The organism is Levilactobacillus namurensis DSM 19117 (assembly GCF_001434785.1).
In the GTDB taxonomy this organism is placed as follows: Bacteria; Bacillota; Bacilli; order Lactobacillales; family Lactobacillaceae; genus Levilactobacillus; species Levilactobacillus namurensis.
Window position 1 is genome coordinate 1 of sequence record NZ_AZDT01000006.1, and the last position, 16,391, is coordinate 16,391.

The following is a 16,391-nucleotide window of genomic DNA, read 5'->3' on the forward strand; positions in this document are numbered from 1 at the left end:
AAATTGATAGATGAATTATAGTTTTTCATCTGTCAACCTTAAGGGGACTATAGCAACTCAAACAGTTTTACAGAGCTTTTTTGAATGGCAATGATGTGGCGTTGAAGATTGAACCTAGGCCCTTAGGCTTCCCAGGTGGCGAGCTAAGGAACACGCACCAAGGAAAAATTCACGGCTGATAGGCGTATAACCATAGCGGAACATGATGCGCCAATCGGCCGCGGCGTTCGCGTATTGACAATTATTATCGATTAAAAAGGATCTCGTTCCAAACAAAATCAGGGTACAGGGGTCACTGGCATAAATAAGATCATTAACCATTTGTTATCACAAGTGCATGAGGATTGCCACCGTCTGTCCCTTGACTAACCGCCTTTTGTCTCACGCTCTTTAGTTTTTCTGGAAAACTTCGCCCGCAAGCGTTAACCCGTGCGGTATAATAAACTAAACAAGATGGTGTGGAGGTTGCTATGACACGCAAAGTCACGATTCGAGACCTGGCTGAAGCGGCGGGCGTTTCAGTTACCACGGTTTCACAAATTTTAAACGGTAAAGGCGAGCGGTTCAGTCTGGATACCCGTCGGCGCGTCCATCAATTGCAAGAAGAGATGGGGTACGTCCCGGACTTTAATGCGCGGAATTTAATTATGAAATCAGCGCAGACCATCGGTGTCTTGGTCCCTAACTTAGGGAACCCCTTTTTTAGTATGTTCATTAAGGGAGTCCAGTCAGCGAGTCGGCAGCGACAGTTCATTCCCCTGATCTTTGGGGCGAACCACGATGAGAAGTTGGAAAGCTACTATCTGCAAGAACTGATCAAGCGGGCGGTCGACGGGCTGATCATTGCCAGTGCCTCGATTACCGGGGAAGCCATTGATAATATCCTGAAGAAGAACGGCATTCCGTACTTACTGATCGATCAAAACGGTGGGCCCAGCATGGATGGGGTCCGCATCGATGACGACCGGGGCGGCCAATTAGCGGCGCAACACTTGTTGGCCTTTGGTCACCGGCGGATTGCGGTGGTCATGCCCCAAAATGCCACCCAGAATTTGCGGATTCGTTTGGCGGGGTTTCGCCAGGCTTTGGCCCAAGCTCAAGTAACGTTGACGGATTCGGACATTATCTTGTCACCGATGACGAAGCTAGGGGGCTATCAAGCTACGGCGGCAGTTCTAAAGCAACACCCCACAGCGGTCTTTGCCATTAACGACGAAACGGCATTAGGGCTGATGCGGGGGTTCCACGAACGGGGAATTCGCGTGCCTCAGGATATTTCAGTCTTGGGTTACGATGATATTGATTTGGACGAGTATGTCGTGCCACGGTTAAGCAGTGTGCACCAACCGGTGGTCACAATGGGTGAACAGGCCACGGAACTGCTGATCAACCGGATCCATAATCGGCGTCAAGCGGCGCAGGTGGTGGCGCTACCAGTTGATTTTCGGCAACGAGAAAGCACGGGACCGGTTAAGCCGGATTAAATTCCGCTTGTAAGCCTTTTCGAAATATGATACGCTACGTGTAGAAAGTTAAAACACGTTGCGTCAGTATAACGTAAAACGTTTTACACGTAACTCAGGATGAAGGAGTGAAGGGTCAATTATGACAAATCAAGTAACGGTATTAGGAAGTTTGAACGTCGACACCACCTTACGGATCGCGCGGATGCCTCAGCCGGGCGAAACGCTCTCTACGGAAAACAAGAGTAGTGCCGCCGGTGGTAAGGGTGCGAACCAAGCGGTCGCGGCTGCGCGGGCGGGTGCTCAGACCCGCTTCATCGGTAAGGTGGGGAATGACGAAGCCGGTCGGTTTATGGTGGAATCCCTCAAGAACGACGGTATCGACACTAGTGCCATTGTGACCGATAAGACCGTTGGGACGGGGTCTGCCTTCATCCTGTTAGACGAAGAGGGGCAGAACAGTATCTTGGTCTACGGGGGCTCTAACCAGCAGATCAAGCCAGCTGAAGTCACGGCAGTGGAAGCAGAGATTGCCAAGGCCGACTTCTTAATTACCCAATTCGAGACGCCACAAGCGGCGACGTTAACGGCCTTTACGTTGGCCAAACAACACGGGGTCACCACGATTCTGAATCCGGCACCGGCTGCGAAGATTGACCCGGCTATCCTGAAAGTGACTGATCTGGTGGTTCCTAACGAAACGGAAAGCGCCGTCTTAACGGGGATCGAAGTGACGGATGTGGCGTCGATGGATGCCAATGCGGTGAAATTCCGGGAAATGGGCGTTAAGAACCTGATTATCACGGTCGGGAGTAAGGGCGCGTACTACAATACTGAAAAGTACGGTTCTGGTTTCGTACCGGCGTTTAAGGTCAAGGCGGTGGACACCACGGCTGCTGGGGATACCTTCATCGGCGCCTTAAGCTCGCAGTTGACACCTGATTTAAGTAACGTTGAAACGGCGCTGGTCTTTGCGCAACGGGCCAGTTCTTTGACGGTCCAAGGACTCGGCGCTATGCCATCGATTCCAACCTTTGACCAGGTTCAAGCAGCAGCTAAGAAGTAACCAACAATTAAATTGGTCTATTCAGGATTCTTTTCAAATTAATTTGAAAAGAATCCTTTTTTTTATAATGATTATGACAACCGGTTGCAGCATTTAAACACCGGTCTACAAAATGGTTAGGCCAATTAAACGATATAAAGGCCTATTTAATAACGTTCTATTTAGCTATTGCATTTAATCGGTTAGATTGGTATAGTTATGAAAGTCGAAACCTAACGTCGACTCTACCGGTAAAGTTAGCGTTTAATGTCATCAAATGAAAATCAACGATCATAAATGGTATGGTCGATAAAGCGAGGCTTATTGAGATGTTAAATGAAAAAGTTGTCCAAGAACAAATGAATTTTGATCAAGTCGATACCCAAGCCGTTACGGCGGTCCGGATGCTCAGTATGGATATGATCTCCCGGGCACGTTCCGGCCATCCAGGATTACCATTAGGCGCGGCGCCAATGGCTTACGTCTTGTTTTCACGGCACCTGCGAGTGGACCCCTCGTTCCCTAAGTGGTTTAACCGGGACCGGTTCGTCCTTTCGGCGGGGCACGGCTCTGCCATGCTGTACAGTCTCCTGCATCTCAGTGGGTTTGCTGTGAGTCGGGATGACCTGATGCACTTCCGTCAATTGGGGAGTAAGACACCCGGCCATCCGGAATTCGGGGTTACGCCAGGCGTTGATGCCACGACGGGTCCGTTGGGCCAAGGAATTGGTATGGCGGTCGGGATGGCTATGGCGGAGTCCCATTTAGCTGCGGAATACAATCGCGAAGACTATCCCGTTGTCGATCACTACACCTACGCGCTCTGCGGGGATGGTGATCTGATGGAAGGGGTCGCGGCAGAAGCCGCCAGTCTGGCCGGTCAGTTGAACTTGAATAAATTAATCGTTCTGTACGACTCAAACGATGTCTCTTTGGACGGGCCGTTGACGAACGCTTGTCATGACGACGTCGCCCAACGCTTTATCAGCTATGGCTGGAACTATTCGCGGGTCGCGGATGGCGAGGACTTGGAAGCTATCGATGCGGCCATTACGGCGGCTAAGCACCATCAGGATGGGCCGACTCTGATTGAGGTCAAGACGCAGATTGGGGCCGGCAGTCCCAATGCGGGGACCAATAAAGTCCATGGTGCGCCGTTAAGCCAGGCCGATTTGGCGGCAACGCGGAATTTCTATGGTTGGGACAACGATCCCTTTACGGTTCCGGAAGCCGTCCATGATCGGTTCTTAAGTAGTATCAAGGCCCGGGGCTGGGCGAACCATCAAGAGTGGTCCAGTATGATCTCCCGGTATTCGGCCTTGGAGCCGCAACTGGCAGCACGCTTTGCCCAAGGGGTGAGTCAGACCCTTCCGAAGCATTTGGTGGACCAATTGCCAGTCTACTATAAGAAGGACCGGTTGGCGTCACGGGTCAGCGGTCAGGAGACGCTCCAGCAGTTAAGTGCTTTGTGTCCCAACCTCTGGGGAGGCTCTGCCGATCTCTTTAGCTCGAATAAAACGGCGATTGCGGACGATGATCGCTTTAGTGCGGCGAACCGGCAAGGACGGAACCTCTGGTTCGGCGTCCGGGAATTCGCGGAAGCGGCGGCAATGAACGGAATTGCCCTACACGGCGGGACCCGGGTCTTTGGCTCGACCTTCTTCGTCTTTTCTGACTACATGAAGGGGGCTATCCGGTTAGCAGCCCTGCAGAAGCTACCGGTCATCTACGTCTTTACCCACGACTCCTTAGCCGTTGGGGAGGATGGCCCAACTCACGAACCCGTGGAGCAGCTGGCAGCGCTCCGGGCAATTCCGGGACTGACGGTTTTCCGGCCAGCAGACGGGAATGAAACGGTGGCGGCGTGGGCCGCGGCCTTAGAGGCCACCGATCATCCAACCGCGATTGTGTTGACGCGACAAGGCTTACCGACGTTGCCTAAGCCGGCAGCCCGAGTACACAGTGGTGTGAAACGCGGGGGGTATGTGGTCAGCGAAGCTCAGGGCACGGCGGAAGGGATCTTACTGGCGTCGGGTTCTGAAGTTCAGTTAGCGTTAGCCGCCCAAGCGCAACTGTTAGCAGCGGGACACGACGTACGGGTGGTTTCTCTGCCGAGTTTTGAACGCTTCAACGCTCAATCACAGGATTACCGCGAAAAGATCTTGCCACGTCGGTTACGGCGACGGGTCGCTGTCGAGATGGCTAGTGGCCTGGGATGGTGCCAGTACACCGGTCTCGATGGGGCCATCATCTCCCAAGACCAATTTGGTGCTAGTGGGGCGGGAGAACAGGTCATCACCATGGCCGGTTTCACGCCAGAACGGGTCGTACAGACCTATTTAGACCTTAATGCTTAAATTTACCACCGGTGTCGTTTATCAAACGGAAATTTCGTTTGATAGGCGACATTTTTAGAACACCGGGTGAAGACGTTGGCGTTAGTGCCGAACCAGATGGATTTTAGACTAAGTTCTTTTTAACCATTTAGGGACTAAAGTGGCTTAGGTTCTAGTAAGTTGAGGTGATTATTGGTATATTGGGGGTAAAGGATTTGGAGGCGGTTTTATGGAAATTCGACGGATCAAAGTGCCGACGGCTTTGGTGTGGGCGACGCCAACCAGTGCCACGAAAGCGGACCAGTCGTACCTGGCTGATGGTGATATCGCAGCTTGGTTAAAGCAACTCAAAGATGCTGACCGGGAGCGGTTAGCCGACCAAAACGTCATCGTGACGGAGGCGCTGTTCAACGATCGGGTCATTTTAGACCGGGTCGAAGGACAGTGGGCCCACATCTTTGTGACCAAGCAGAATAACCGGCAAGAGCGGCGCGGGTACCCGGGTTGGGTTCCCGTGGCGCAACTGACGGCGACGGACAGTGAATTGGATTATCCGACCACTACGGTGCGGCTGATCCACCCGCAAACCGACCTTTTAGATGAACAGGGACAAGTCGTTATGGCGTTACCAATGGGGACCATCTTGACCACCACGGGTCAGGATGCCCAGGAGATTCACGTGATGACGCCATTAGGTGCGGGACTGATTGCGGCTTCTGCGGCGACGGTCAACGTGAGTGGGGCCGATGATGGGGACCGCTTGCTGGCATTAGGCCGGCAGTTCTTAGGGACCCCCTATCTCTGGGGAGGCATTACGCCCCAGGGCTTTGACTGTTCAGGCCTAGTCTACGCACTTCACCGGGCCTTGGATTACGCGGTTCCGCGGGACGCACAAGATCAATACGCCAATGGTTATCCGGTCGCGCCGGAGGAATTAGCGGTGGGCGACTTGGTCTTCTTCGCAACGGATCACGGCATGGGAACGATTCACCATGTCGGCATTTATGCGGGAGAAGGACAGATGTTGCACGCGCCGAAACCGGGGCTAACGGTAGAAGTCATCCCGATGACCACGGCTAAGTATGCCGCAGAATATGCTGGGGCACGGCGTTTCTGGCAATAATAAGAATCTTCTAAGGTCCTCTTGAATTGGCGCCTTGGCGTCACTGACCTGCTATACTAAACATGTGAGTAGGATCCATTAATGACTTGAAAGAAGAGGACGATCAATGATGAGATTAAAACGCGTCATTCTCGGCTTGGCAACGGTGGTTGCGACACTTACCTTAAGTGGAATGGTCTTCGCCCATGCTGACACGACGGATACGACCAGTAGTTCAGCGACTAGCGGCAGCGCCGTACAAACCAAGGCGTTATCTAAGGCCTACGTGGTGTACGGTTCCGGGCTGGCCAGTGAGGACAAGGACACGGTTGCAACCGCGTTGGGGGTAAAGTCAAATTATACGGCCCTCACCGTGACCGGGAGCGACTATGCCCAGTACCTGAATTCCGCGGGAACTAGCGATGCAAGCATGATCAGTTCGGTGTCTCTGGCACCAGCGGACCCGGGCACGGGGGTCAAGGTCAACATCGCCGACTACAATGGTAGTAATAACATTACGCAGGTGACCTCCCAACAGTATGCCATGGTCGCCACCATGGCTGGCGTTAAGGACGTGATCATCACGGTGACGGCGGATAAGACGGTTTCCGGTGAGTCTGCACTTACGGGTGTTTATAAGGCCTTAGCGACCGATGGCCTGAGCCTGAATGCCCAGAATACGCAGGCGGCTAACGGGGTCTTAGACGCCACCCAACCAGCGATCAATGCGAATAATGATGACAAAAAGTACCCTGGTAAGTTGATGGCGGCAGTGGGGTCCGTTTCCTCGGATCTCGCTAAGCAACGTCAAAACGGTGATGAGTTGGCGACTAAGGCGGACATTCAAGAGATGTTAGCTAAGGCTTTGGCCAAGCAGGGCATTTCTAGCCAGACGACGCAAACGCAGATCAATAACATTTCCATTGCGTTGAGCAAGGTCCAACAAGCCCCGGTCTCGACCAGTAAGAGCTATATCACCAATGTGACCAACGTGGCCAATAACTTGGCGAACAGTATTGGGAACAAAATGGCTAGCTTAAAAGACTTCGCCAATCGCGCCGATGCCCAACAGGCAGAGAACTTTATTGCGCGGATCTGGAACAGTATTGTCAACTTTTTCAAAGGGTTATTCAACTAATTAAGACGGTGAGCGAATCAATGAGAGAGCAATCTCTCATTTTTTTGTGGCCATTTTTAAATTTCACAAACTAAGCGTTAGCGCGGTCACTTGTAAGATGCAAAATAGGGCTGGGCGTTAAACATGTAGCCTACAAGTAACCGCTTTAATAACGATTGCTAACCGAATTCGTAAAAGTGAGAAAAATGATTGGTATTTCGAAATGAACACCCGTTCTATTTAAAGGACCAGCTATACGCTGGTAGAATGGGATTTCAAGAAAAAATAAGAATTAGAAACCGCTTAACCCGAACAAACGTTTTTGACGAATAATCCGTTAAGGAATCCTTAATAATTCACAAGAATCGCGGAAAACGTGTGGTAAGATAAGTTTATGAGTCGTATTCACTATGAACCACCGTGACCGACCGGCGCGTACAGCTGGTGGTGCGGGAAAATCAAGGAATAAAAGGACGTGTGTGTGAAGATGAGTACAAGTCAACGGAAAACTAAAGTCGCAGTTGGCGTGGTTGGCGCTCTCGGAGCCTTAGCAGCCGGCGCACAATTGACCGCCAGTGCGAACAGCATTCAAGTACAAGCGGGAGACACCGTTTGGGGATTGTCCCAGAAGTACGGGGTCTCCATTCAGACGCTAGAAGAACAAAACTCACTAGACACGAACACCGACCTGATCTTTATTGGGCAACGGTTACAAGTTACCAAGAACAATCAAAAAACTTATACGATTAAATCTGGGGATACGCTGTGGGACTTAGCACAACACTATCACACCACGGTAGCCGCGCTGCAAAAAGCGAACCACCTGACGGGCGCCATGCTTAGCGTAGGCCAAAAACTGACGATTCCAACCACGGGTGATGTGACGGGCACCCAGGCTGAATCGGTGGCACCAGTTATCAGTCAGAAGATTACCAAGCAAGCGAGTGCTTTCCAAGCCCAGATCCTCGCACAGCAACAGGCCGCGGCGAGTCAGCAGCAACAGCGGCAATCGTCTGCATCAACGAATTCAGCGGCCACTCAATCGACAACGACGACTGATCAATCGGCAACTGCGACCACTAGTGCGGCCGCTAGTGCCAGCAGCAGTAGTACCGTAGCCAAGACTTATCAGCACGCGGAATCTGCGACACCAACGTCGCGGGCCCAAACGACCACTGCGCAGCGTCAGTCTACCTCGCAACAGCCGGCTACGTCCAAGGCGGCTCAGTCTAGCAGTGTGACGTCAGCTCAGTCCGCGACTACGGCGACGACCAGTTCGGCGGCCACCAGTCAGGCAACGGCTAAGGCGCCTTCCACTAGTCAACAGAGTGGTTCAGCCCAGTCTCAGAGTCAAGCCGTCGCCACGACGCGGCAGGCAACGGTTAAGACGAAGCAATCTAGTACGCAGTCGCAGGCCAGCCAAGCAACGCAGACCTCCCAGACGCCAGTTACCCGGGCAACGACAACTAAGACGGTCAAGCAGGCGCCTAAGGCCGTTAAGACACCTCGTCGAGCTAAGGTCAGTGCCTACCGCGCTAGTGTCAGCTCAAGCACGACTAGTCGTGTGAGCCAGCCCCAACAGCAGGTGACGGCGGCTAGTTCCAGTTCTACCGCCAGTGCAACCAGTAGTCGTGCAACCAGCGCCGTTGCCCAGCCTAAGAAGTCAACGACGCCGACCACAGCAGCGAGCGCTAGTTCGACGACCACTAAGAAGAATACCGCTGGCTTGACCAGTGGTTCCGTGACGGGGTTAGCTTTGAAGCTAGCGAGTGCGAACATTCCGTACGTTTGGGGTGGTTCCTCATTGAGTGGGATGGACTGTTCTGGTTTCGTGGCGTACGTTTACCAACACGCTAGTGGAATTAGTCTGCCACATAGTACGGTGGCCCAAGAGTCACGGGTCACGACGCACTCCGTTGCATCTGCCCAACCCGGCGATCTGCTCTTCTGGGGGAGTAAGGGTGCTACCTACCATGACGCGATTTACTTAGGTAACGGTGAGTTTGTCGCCGCACCAGCGCCTGGTCAAAACGTTTCCGTCCAAACGATCAGCAAGTACTTCATGCCATCCTTTGCGGGGACGTTGAAGTAGGGCTGATAGGGTGCTTGTTTAGCCAAATTCAACAATTCGCTGAAAAAGATTAAGATAATCGTTAACAAATTGAAAACAGCGTGGTATTATCTTCCAGTAGTCATTTTATGGAACGATAATTTTCACCAAATTTGTTAAAGGAGTTGTTGAAGGTTATGAGTAATCGGATGGAGATTCTTGCGGAGTATCGGCAAGCGAATTCGCAATTAGCGACGCTTAAGCGGCAAGAGTCGGTTAACGTACAGGCTAGTCACGAGACCGTTACGATCGAACCCCGTTACGGGAACGAAATGACGTATCTCACCAATAAGTGCGCTCAGCTTGATATGATTCTGGAAGCAATGGATGCTTCGGAAGATTAATCTTAAACAAAACGACCATTAACTGGTCATAAAAGGTCCTCATCAAAGCCGTGGTGGTTTTGATGAGGACCTTTTTGGAGATTAAACATAAAAAAACGCGAGGAGCCAAGGCTCATCGCGTTAGAAGTGAACTTAAATGGTGACGTCGACCCAAAAAGGATACTGGTCAATGCCGATATAGACGTCAAAGAAGCGGCCACCCATCTCTTCACCGTCTAATTGCCCGTATTCGATGGCTGGGACGGTCAAGTGGATGTTGGCGGCCTGATAGTAGTGAACGGCCTTAGACGTTAGGTGACGCTTAAAGACCAAGCGTAGCCCTAACCAGAGAAGCTTGAAAAAGTTTGGCTTCTCGATGACCACTAAGTGTAACCGGTGGTCCGTGAGCGTAGCGTTAGGCGCAATTCCGACACCGCCCCCGAAGTAGGGGTGGTTGGTGGTGGTCACCAAAAAAGCGTTGGGGTAGATATCGCGCTGTTGTCCGACGTGGACCGTCAAAGTAAACCCCGTCTGGTTGTAATAAACGTCTAGGGCGGATGCCAGGTAGGACAGTGAGCCAAGATGGTGCTTATTGAGCCAGACCTTGGCTTTGGATTGGTTGGCTTGGGCGATAATTCCGGCATCGAAGCCGATGCCCAAGTTATTGGTAAAGATGCCCCGTTCCTGCTTGATCGTTTCGTTATAGGTCCCGATATCGTAGGTGGTGGGGTGGGTGCACCGAATAATCTGGGTCAACGCGGTCTGCCAATCTAAAGCCATTCCCGCGCCCCGGGCAAAATCGTTACCAGAACCTACGGGTAAGTAGGCCACTGGGATGGGATGTTGGCGGGGATGCTGATTCAGCCCGTTAATGGCTTGGTGTAGCGTTCCGTCACCGCCAATGGCTAAGACGACCCAGTTCTGGTTCGCCTGGTCCGGAACCTGTTTGGCGAATTGTTCGCTTAGGAGGATGGCATGGTTGGGATACTCTGAAGTGACCACTTGATAAGTCACCTGGTCGGCCGCCAATTGTTCTTTGATTTGGGGCCACAGGGTGCCAGCGCGACCACTCCCCGCATGCTCGTTTAAGATGATATAGTACTGGACACTCACCATACTGCTCCTCTCAATTTTTCTCTCTTGTATTATAACGGACTTTTTTCGGGCTGCCTAGTATTTCATGAACAACTTTATCAGCTCATAAGAAAAGGGATGCACTGGGGCATCCCTAATCGGAGTAAGCTACTTCGTCATGATAAACATTGGCAGAATCATTGGGTGCCGTTCCGTCTTTTCAAACAGGAAGTTTTGTAAATCATCGATGACGGCATTGCGAATCGAAGCTTCAGTCGCTTTCGGATTGCGCATGGCCCGCCGAATCGTCTGAAAGACGCGCCGGCGACCTTCGTTTAGTAACTCACCAGATTCGCGCATGTAGACGAATCCGCGGGAAAGGAGGTCAGGGCCAGCCTTGATCTCTTGATTTTTCAGGTCAATCGTTGCGACAACGACGACTAAACCTTCTTCAGATAATAATTGACGGTCGCGTAAGACCACGTTGCCAATGTCACCGATACCGGAGCCGTCGATATAGACGTCGCCCGCAGCGAAATGGCCCGCAATTCGAGCAGTATCCTTGGTCAATGCCAAGACGTCCCCGTTTTGCAGAATGAAACTGTGGTCCAACGGGACACCGCACTGTTCTGCCAGCTCGGTATGGATCTTCAGCATCCGGTATTCCCCGTGAATCGGCATGAAGAACTTAGGTTGCATCAGCCGGAGCATCAGCTTCTGTTCTTCTTGACCACCGTGACCGGAGGTGTGGATGTTGTTGACCTTACCGTGAATGACGGTTGCGCCAGCCTCTTCCAGCTCGTTAATTACCCGGTTCACGGAAATCGTGTTCCCAGGAATTGGGTTACTGGAGAAGACCACCGTATCGCCCGGCTGGATAGAAATCTGCCGGTGGGTCCCGTTTGCGATCCGCGAAAGGGCCGCCATGGGTTCACCTTGCGACCCGGTACATAGAATCATGACCTTGTCAGCGGGGAGGGAACGGATTGCGGTGGCGTCAACTAAGGCGTCATCGGGAATATTCAGGTAACCCAGTTCCCGACCGTTAACGATGGCTGCTTCCATCGAACGACCGAAGACCGCAATCTTACGCCCATGAGCGAGGGCCGTTTCGCAAGCCGTTTCAATTCGCGAGATGTTGGACGCGAAGGTGGCAAAGATGACCCGTCCTTCAACTTGGTCGAAGATCCGCCGAATGGATTTGCCGACCCATTTTTCGGACTTGGTCCAGATCGGGCGTTCAGCGTTGGTACTATCGGACATTAAGCATAAGACCCCGTCAGCACCTAACTTCGCCATCTTTTGTAGATCAGGCGGCTGGTTGGTAACGGGTGTCAGGTCGAACTTATAGTCCCCCGTTTCGACAATGGTTCCTACCGGGGTGTGGACCGCGATTCCCAGCGTATCGGGAATCGAGTGGGTCGTCCGGAAGAAGGAAACACTCATCTTGCGGAACTTGAGTACCGTATCATCGTCAATTGCGTGTAATTCGGTTGATTTCAGTAATCCGTGTTCTTCAAGTTTGTTCTTGATGAGAGCCAAGGCCAGCGGTCCTGCATAGACAGGAACGTTTAGCGCTTGTAGCAAATAAGGGATTCCGCCAATATGGTCTTCGTGGCCGTGGGTAATCACTAGCGCCTTGATTTTGGATTGGTTTTCAACGAGGTATTGGTAATCGGGGATAACGTAGTCGATCCCTAATAACTCATCTTCAGGAAATTTAATCCCAGCATCAATTAAGATGATTTCATCTTGAAACTGAATACCGTAAGTGTTTTTCCCGATTTCACCTAATCCACCCACGCCAAAGATAGCGGTCTCGTTATTTTTGACGTTTAACTTGTTCATTCATTGAACTCCGTTAATTTGTAATTAGGATTCTGTTGCTCGTAAGCCAAGGTGTTGCCTTCAATGGCTTCGAGAAACTCGATATTGTATTCCGTGTGCTCCTCAACTTGGGCCCGGGCTTCAACTTCAGTGGCCGCTTCCAAATAGAGTGAGTGGGTATCCTCGCGCTTAGGATTCCGCTTTTTGTCCTCTTGGTAATAAACTTTGTAAATCACTAACAAGACTCCTTTGTTTAATAGAGTTAATTCGTCCTATCTTAAGCGACGAATTAGATATTTTGTTCTTGCCGAACTGCGGGTTGCTTACACAACAATTAGCACAATTTTAGCATAGTTTCAGGAGATTGTATAGAATTACCACTAGACCGGAATTCATGCTATGATGAGATTAACCGAAAAGTGAAATGGAGGAACCGCCATGGCCTTAATTATTGAGATCATTATTGGGATTATCATTGCGTGGGTGGTCTACGTGTTGATTCACCACATGGTGGTTCAGCGGGCAACCCGAATCGTCCGGCATTCAGCCCAGACGGAGACCGATGTGGCGGTGCGCGCGGCGATACAACGGTTAGTCAACCAGGAGGTTCTGACCGAAGAAGAGGCCCAGTTATCACCATCCGTCACGGTGGCGGATGTCTGGGGACGTGGAGTGATGGCTTTTGAATACACCATGACTGTGGGGATGGATACGGAAAAACGGTTACCGCAGTTGGAACAGGCCTTGAATTTGGCCCTGGATCGGTTTAGCGCGGATCATCAGATTCAAGGATGTGTGCCGGGGTCGGCGTTCATCGTGAGTGATATCTGGGTCTACGAGGACCAGTTACATCTCGACGTAGCTTATTTGATGAATGAGTCGACCGTGGAATATCTGCAGGACCTCAAAAAACTGAATGACCCGGCAGTTCGTTAAAAGCATCACAATATAACGACAATATCTATAGTAGAAAAAAACGTCGTCCGATTTTTTGGACGACGTTTTTTAGGTTCACTAGTCGATCATGACCATGTCATCATCTCGGGTGAATGGTTGATCCTTGTTAATGTGATCGTAGAACAGAATACCGTGTAAGTGGTCAATTTCGTGTTGGCACACAATGGCGGGGTAGTTCTTTAAGCGTAATTGGTGCTTTTCACCATTAACGTCGTAGTACCGAAGCGTGATGCGGTCGTGTCGGGGAACGAAGCCGGGAACGTCTTTGTCAACGGACAAGCAACCTTCGCCTTCCGTTAAGGCTCCGGCCTGAACGGATTCGGAGATGATGACGGGGTTGATAATGACGTCGGTGAAGGGGGATTCGCCGTCTTCTTCAGTTGGGGGAACCAGGACGGACGCCATCTTCTTGGAGACGCCGACCTGGGGTGCAGCCAGTCCGACGCCGGCTCGTAAACCATACTTCTTACATTGTTCTGGATCTTGGGATACCACGAGGTATTCCATGAGGTCCTTTGCTAATTGTTGGTCTTCCGCAGACAACGGGAATTGAACGTCAGCGGCTTCTTGCCGCAGAACGGGATCGCCGTCGCGAACGATGTCTTTCATCAGAAACAAGGGCATTACCTCCGCAAAAATAATCGTAGTTACCAATTATTTTAGCATACTTTTTATGAAAAATGAAATGAAAAGAAAACGGTTTCGGTTTTCAAAAAAAACCGAAAATGGGAAATCGCCGGTCACAGTAGGGATTTGGCCGAACCCCTTATTTAATCTCAATGAAAGGGCTTGCAAGAATTATGAAAAAATGGTACTTTATAAACGTAGTCAGGAAACGCAACGTTGACTCACTTCTAGTTAACATTTCATATAAAGTGAAAGGAAAGTGTTACTTATGGCTAATGGAAGCAAACAGATTGTAGACTTTGCCAAAATCAAAGCTACGATGGCCGATCCATACAAACACCCGGTTCAAGTTATTGATCGGGAAGGTAAGGTTGTCGATCCAGATACGTTGGCAAAATATTCAGATGACCAGCTTGTTGACTTTATGAAGAAAATGGTTTGGGAACGTACTTTACACGAACAAACGATGAACTTCTCTCGTCAAGGTCGTCTGGGGTTCTATGCTCCAACTGCCGGTGAGGAAGCTAGTGAAATGGGTAGTGTCACGGCTTTCAAGGAACAAGATTTCTTGTTACCTGCTTACCGTGACCTCCCACAAATGATTCAACACGGCGCAAGCGTTGCTAAAGGTTTCTTATGGTCCAAGGGTCATATTCAAGGGAATCAATACGATAACCCGAACATGATCTTCCCACAAATTATCATCGGTGCCCAATACGTTGAAACTGCCGGGGTTGCCCTGGGGATTCAAAAGAACGGCGACAAAGACCGTGTTGCCTTTGTTTACACCGGTGATGGTGGTACGTCACAAGGTGACTGGTACGAAGGGATTAACTTCACTTCTGCTTACCAAGCACCCGCTGTCTTCTTTGTTCAAAACAACGGCTGGGCAATTTCTGTCCCACGTCGTAAGCAAACTGCTGCTGAAACCTTAGCACAAAAGGCCGTTGCCATGGGTGTTCCTTCCGTCCAAGTTGATGGGATGGATATCGTGGCCGTTCACGAAGTTGCTAAGGAAGCACGTGAATTTGCCGCTGCCGGCAATGGTCCAGTGGTCATCGAAACCTTAACTTACCGTTACGGTGCTCACTCATCAGCCGGTGATGATCCTTCACGTTACCGGACTAAGGAAGAAGAAAAGCCTTGGTTCGATGCTGACCCACTCATTCGGATGCGTAAAGTTTTGACCGACAAGAAGCTTTGGTCTCAAGACCAAGAAGATAAGTTGGTTGAAGAATACAAGGACGAATTTAAGAACGCGATGAAGGAAGCAGAAGCTGCTCCAGCACAAAAGGTTTCCGACTTCTTGAAGTGGACTTACGATGTTCCTACTCCAGCGGTTAAGAAGCAAATTGCAGAATTTGAAGCAAAGGAGTCGAAGTAATCATGGCTAAAATGACGTACATCAAAGCGATCACTTCTGGACTAGATCAAGTCTTAAACGACGATCCAAAGACTCTGATCTTCGGTGAAGATGTTGGTAAAAACGGTGGTGTGTTCCGGACGACTGTCGGCTTGCAAGACAAGTACGGTGAAGACCGGGTATTCGATACGCCATTGGCTGAATCAGGTATCTTAGGCTTAGCAATTGGTCTGTCATTGACTGGTTGGCGTCCAATCCCAGAAATTCAATTTATGGGATTCACGTTCGAAGCCATGGACGGGATTGTTGGTCAATTAGCACGTGACCACTACCGGTTCGGTGGCCAAAAGAAGTTCCCTGTTACGATTCGGACGCCATTCGGTGGTGGGACGCACACTGCTGAAATGCACTCCGATAACCTGGAAAACTACTTTGTTAGCACCCCAGGTCTGCGGGTGGTTACCCCTGCAAACCCATACGATGCTAAGGGCCTGATCATCTCCGCCGTTGAAAGCGACGATCCAGTTCTCTTTATGGAGAACTTGAAGCTTTATCGTTCAATGAAGGATGAAGTGCCAGATGACAAGTACACGGTTCCGTTGGACTCCGCTAAGGTTGTCCGTGAAGGTTCCGACATCACGTTGGTTGCTTACAGTGCCGAAGTTAACGAAGCACTCAGCGCCGCAGATGCTTTAGCTAAGGACAACATCTCTGCTGAAGTTATTGACTTACGTTCCTTGTCACCAATCGACACGGATACGGTCTTTGCTTCTATCGACAAGACTCACAAGGTTGTTATTGTGCAAGAAGCACAACGGATGGCCGGAGTTGGTGCGATTGTTGCATCTGACATTGCCGAAGAAAAGATCATGTCCTTGGACGCCCCAATTGGCCGGGTAGCTGCGCCAGATAGCGTTTACCCATTTGCCCAAGCTGAAGGCGACTGGATTCCAAATGCTGACGACATCGAAGCTAAGGCTCGCGAAATCGTCAACTACTAAATTAAAATTTAAACGATAAAAATATCAATGTGGGAGACACCCTGCA

The 16,391-nt window shown here is 50.7% G+C and carries 14 protein-coding genes; 10 read left to right on the forward strand and 4 right to left on the reverse strand.

Annotated elements, in window-relative coordinates; translation table 11 throughout:
* The first annotated feature begins 470 nt into the window (after positions 1-470).
* From rbsR to FD30_RS00815, 7 genes are all read left to right on the forward strand, one after another.
* Positions 471-1,484 carry a ribose utilization transcriptional repressor RbsR gene (gene rbsR, locus FD30_RS00785; RefSeq protein WP_056943508.1) on the forward strand — a complete coding sequence of 338 codons (1,014 nt, stop codon included), beginning with the start codon at positions 471-473 and terminating at the stop codon, positions 1,482-1,484.
* 121 nt (positions 1,485-1,605) lie between these two features.
* Positions 1,606-2,529, forward strand: a complete 924-nt coding sequence (rbsK, locus tag FD30_RS00790) for a ribokinase (protein ID WP_024746087.1) — start codon at positions 1,606-1,608, stop codon at positions 2,527-2,529.
* A 308-nt stretch (positions 2,530-2,837) separates the two neighbouring features.
* Positions 2,838-4,865 carry a transketolase gene (tkt, locus tag FD30_RS00795; RefSeq protein ID WP_056943509.1) on the forward strand — a complete coding sequence of 676 codons (2,028 nt, stop codon included), beginning with the start codon at positions 2,838-2,840 and terminating at the stop codon, positions 4,863-4,865.
* Positions 4,866-5,073: 208 nt separating this feature from the next.
* Positions 5,074-5,967, forward strand: a complete 894-nt coding sequence (locus tag FD30_RS00800; protein WP_056943510.1) for a C40 family peptidase — start codon at positions 5,074-5,076, stop codon at positions 5,965-5,967.
* Positions 5,968-6,076: 109 nt separating this feature from the next.
* Positions 6,077-7,084: a DUF1002 domain-containing protein gene (locus FD30_RS00805; protein WP_056943576.1), complete on the forward strand. Its 1,008-nt coding sequence runs from the start codon at positions 6,077-6,079 to the stop codon at positions 7,082-7,084.
* A 466-nt stretch (positions 7,085-7,550) separates the two neighbouring features.
* A complete protein-coding gene (locus tag FD30_RS00810) occupies positions 7,551-9,155 on the forward strand; it encodes a C40 family peptidase (protein ID WP_056943577.1) in 1,605 nt (534 codons plus the stop codon).
* Positions 9,156-9,310: 155 nt separating this feature from the next.
* Entirely contained in the window at positions 9,311-9,517 is a 207-nt protein-coding gene (locus tag FD30_RS00815; RefSeq protein WP_024746092.1) for a hypothetical protein, read from the forward strand.
* A 132-nt stretch (positions 9,518-9,649) separates the two neighbouring features.
* Here the strand turns inward: FD30_RS00815 and FD30_RS00820 are convergent, their stop codons facing one another.
* From FD30_RS00820 to FD30_RS00830, 3 genes are all read right to left on the reverse strand, one after another.
* The gene (locus tag FD30_RS00820; RefSeq protein ID WP_186810758.1) at positions 9,650-10,612 is read right to left on the reverse strand and encodes a diacylglycerol/lipid kinase family protein; all 963 of its coding nucleotides are present in this window, start codon (positions 10,610-10,612) and stop codon (positions 9,650-9,652) included.
* A gap of 126 nt (positions 10,613-10,738) precedes the next feature.
* Positions 10,739-12,418, reverse strand: coding sequence for a ribonuclease J1 (rnjA, locus tag FD30_RS00825; RefSeq protein WP_024746094.1), 1,680 nt, complete (start codon positions 12,416-12,418; stop codon positions 10,739-10,741).
* A complete protein-coding gene (locus FD30_RS00830; RefSeq protein WP_024746095.1) occupies positions 12,415-12,633 on the reverse strand; it encodes a DNA-directed RNA polymerase subunit epsilon in 219 nt (72 codons plus the stop codon). The genes rnjA and FD30_RS00830 overlap by 4 nt, the downstream gene beginning before the upstream one ends.
* A 202-nt stretch (positions 12,634-12,835) precedes the next feature.
* Between FD30_RS00830 and FD30_RS00835 the strand changes: the two genes are divergently transcribed.
* Complete coding sequence (locus FD30_RS00835; RefSeq protein ID WP_056943511.1) at positions 12,836-13,333, forward strand: hypothetical protein; 498 nt, start codon at positions 12,836-12,838, stop codon at positions 13,331-13,333.
* Positions 13,334-13,411: 78 nt separating this feature from the next.
* Here the strand turns inward: FD30_RS00835 and def are convergent, their stop codons facing one another.
* Positions 13,412-13,972, reverse strand: a complete 561-nt coding sequence (def, locus tag FD30_RS00840; RefSeq protein ID WP_056943512.1) for a peptide deformylase — start codon at positions 13,970-13,972, stop codon at positions 13,412-13,414.
* Between the two features lie 277 nt (positions 13,973-14,249).
* Between def and pdhA the strand changes: the two genes are divergently transcribed.
* Positions 14,250-15,365 (forward strand): pyruvate dehydrogenase (acetyl-transferring) E1 component subunit alpha, encoded by a 1,116-nt coding sequence (pdhA, locus tag FD30_RS00845; RefSeq protein ID WP_024746098.1) that lies wholly within the window; start codon positions 14,250-14,252, stop codon positions 15,363-15,365.
* A 2-nt stretch (positions 15,366-15,367) separates the two neighbouring features.
* Complete coding sequence (locus FD30_RS00850) at positions 15,368-16,345, forward strand: alpha-ketoacid dehydrogenase subunit beta (protein ID WP_056943513.1); 978 nt, start codon at positions 15,368-15,370, stop codon at positions 16,343-16,345.
* Positions 16,346-16,391 lie beyond the last annotated feature (46 nt).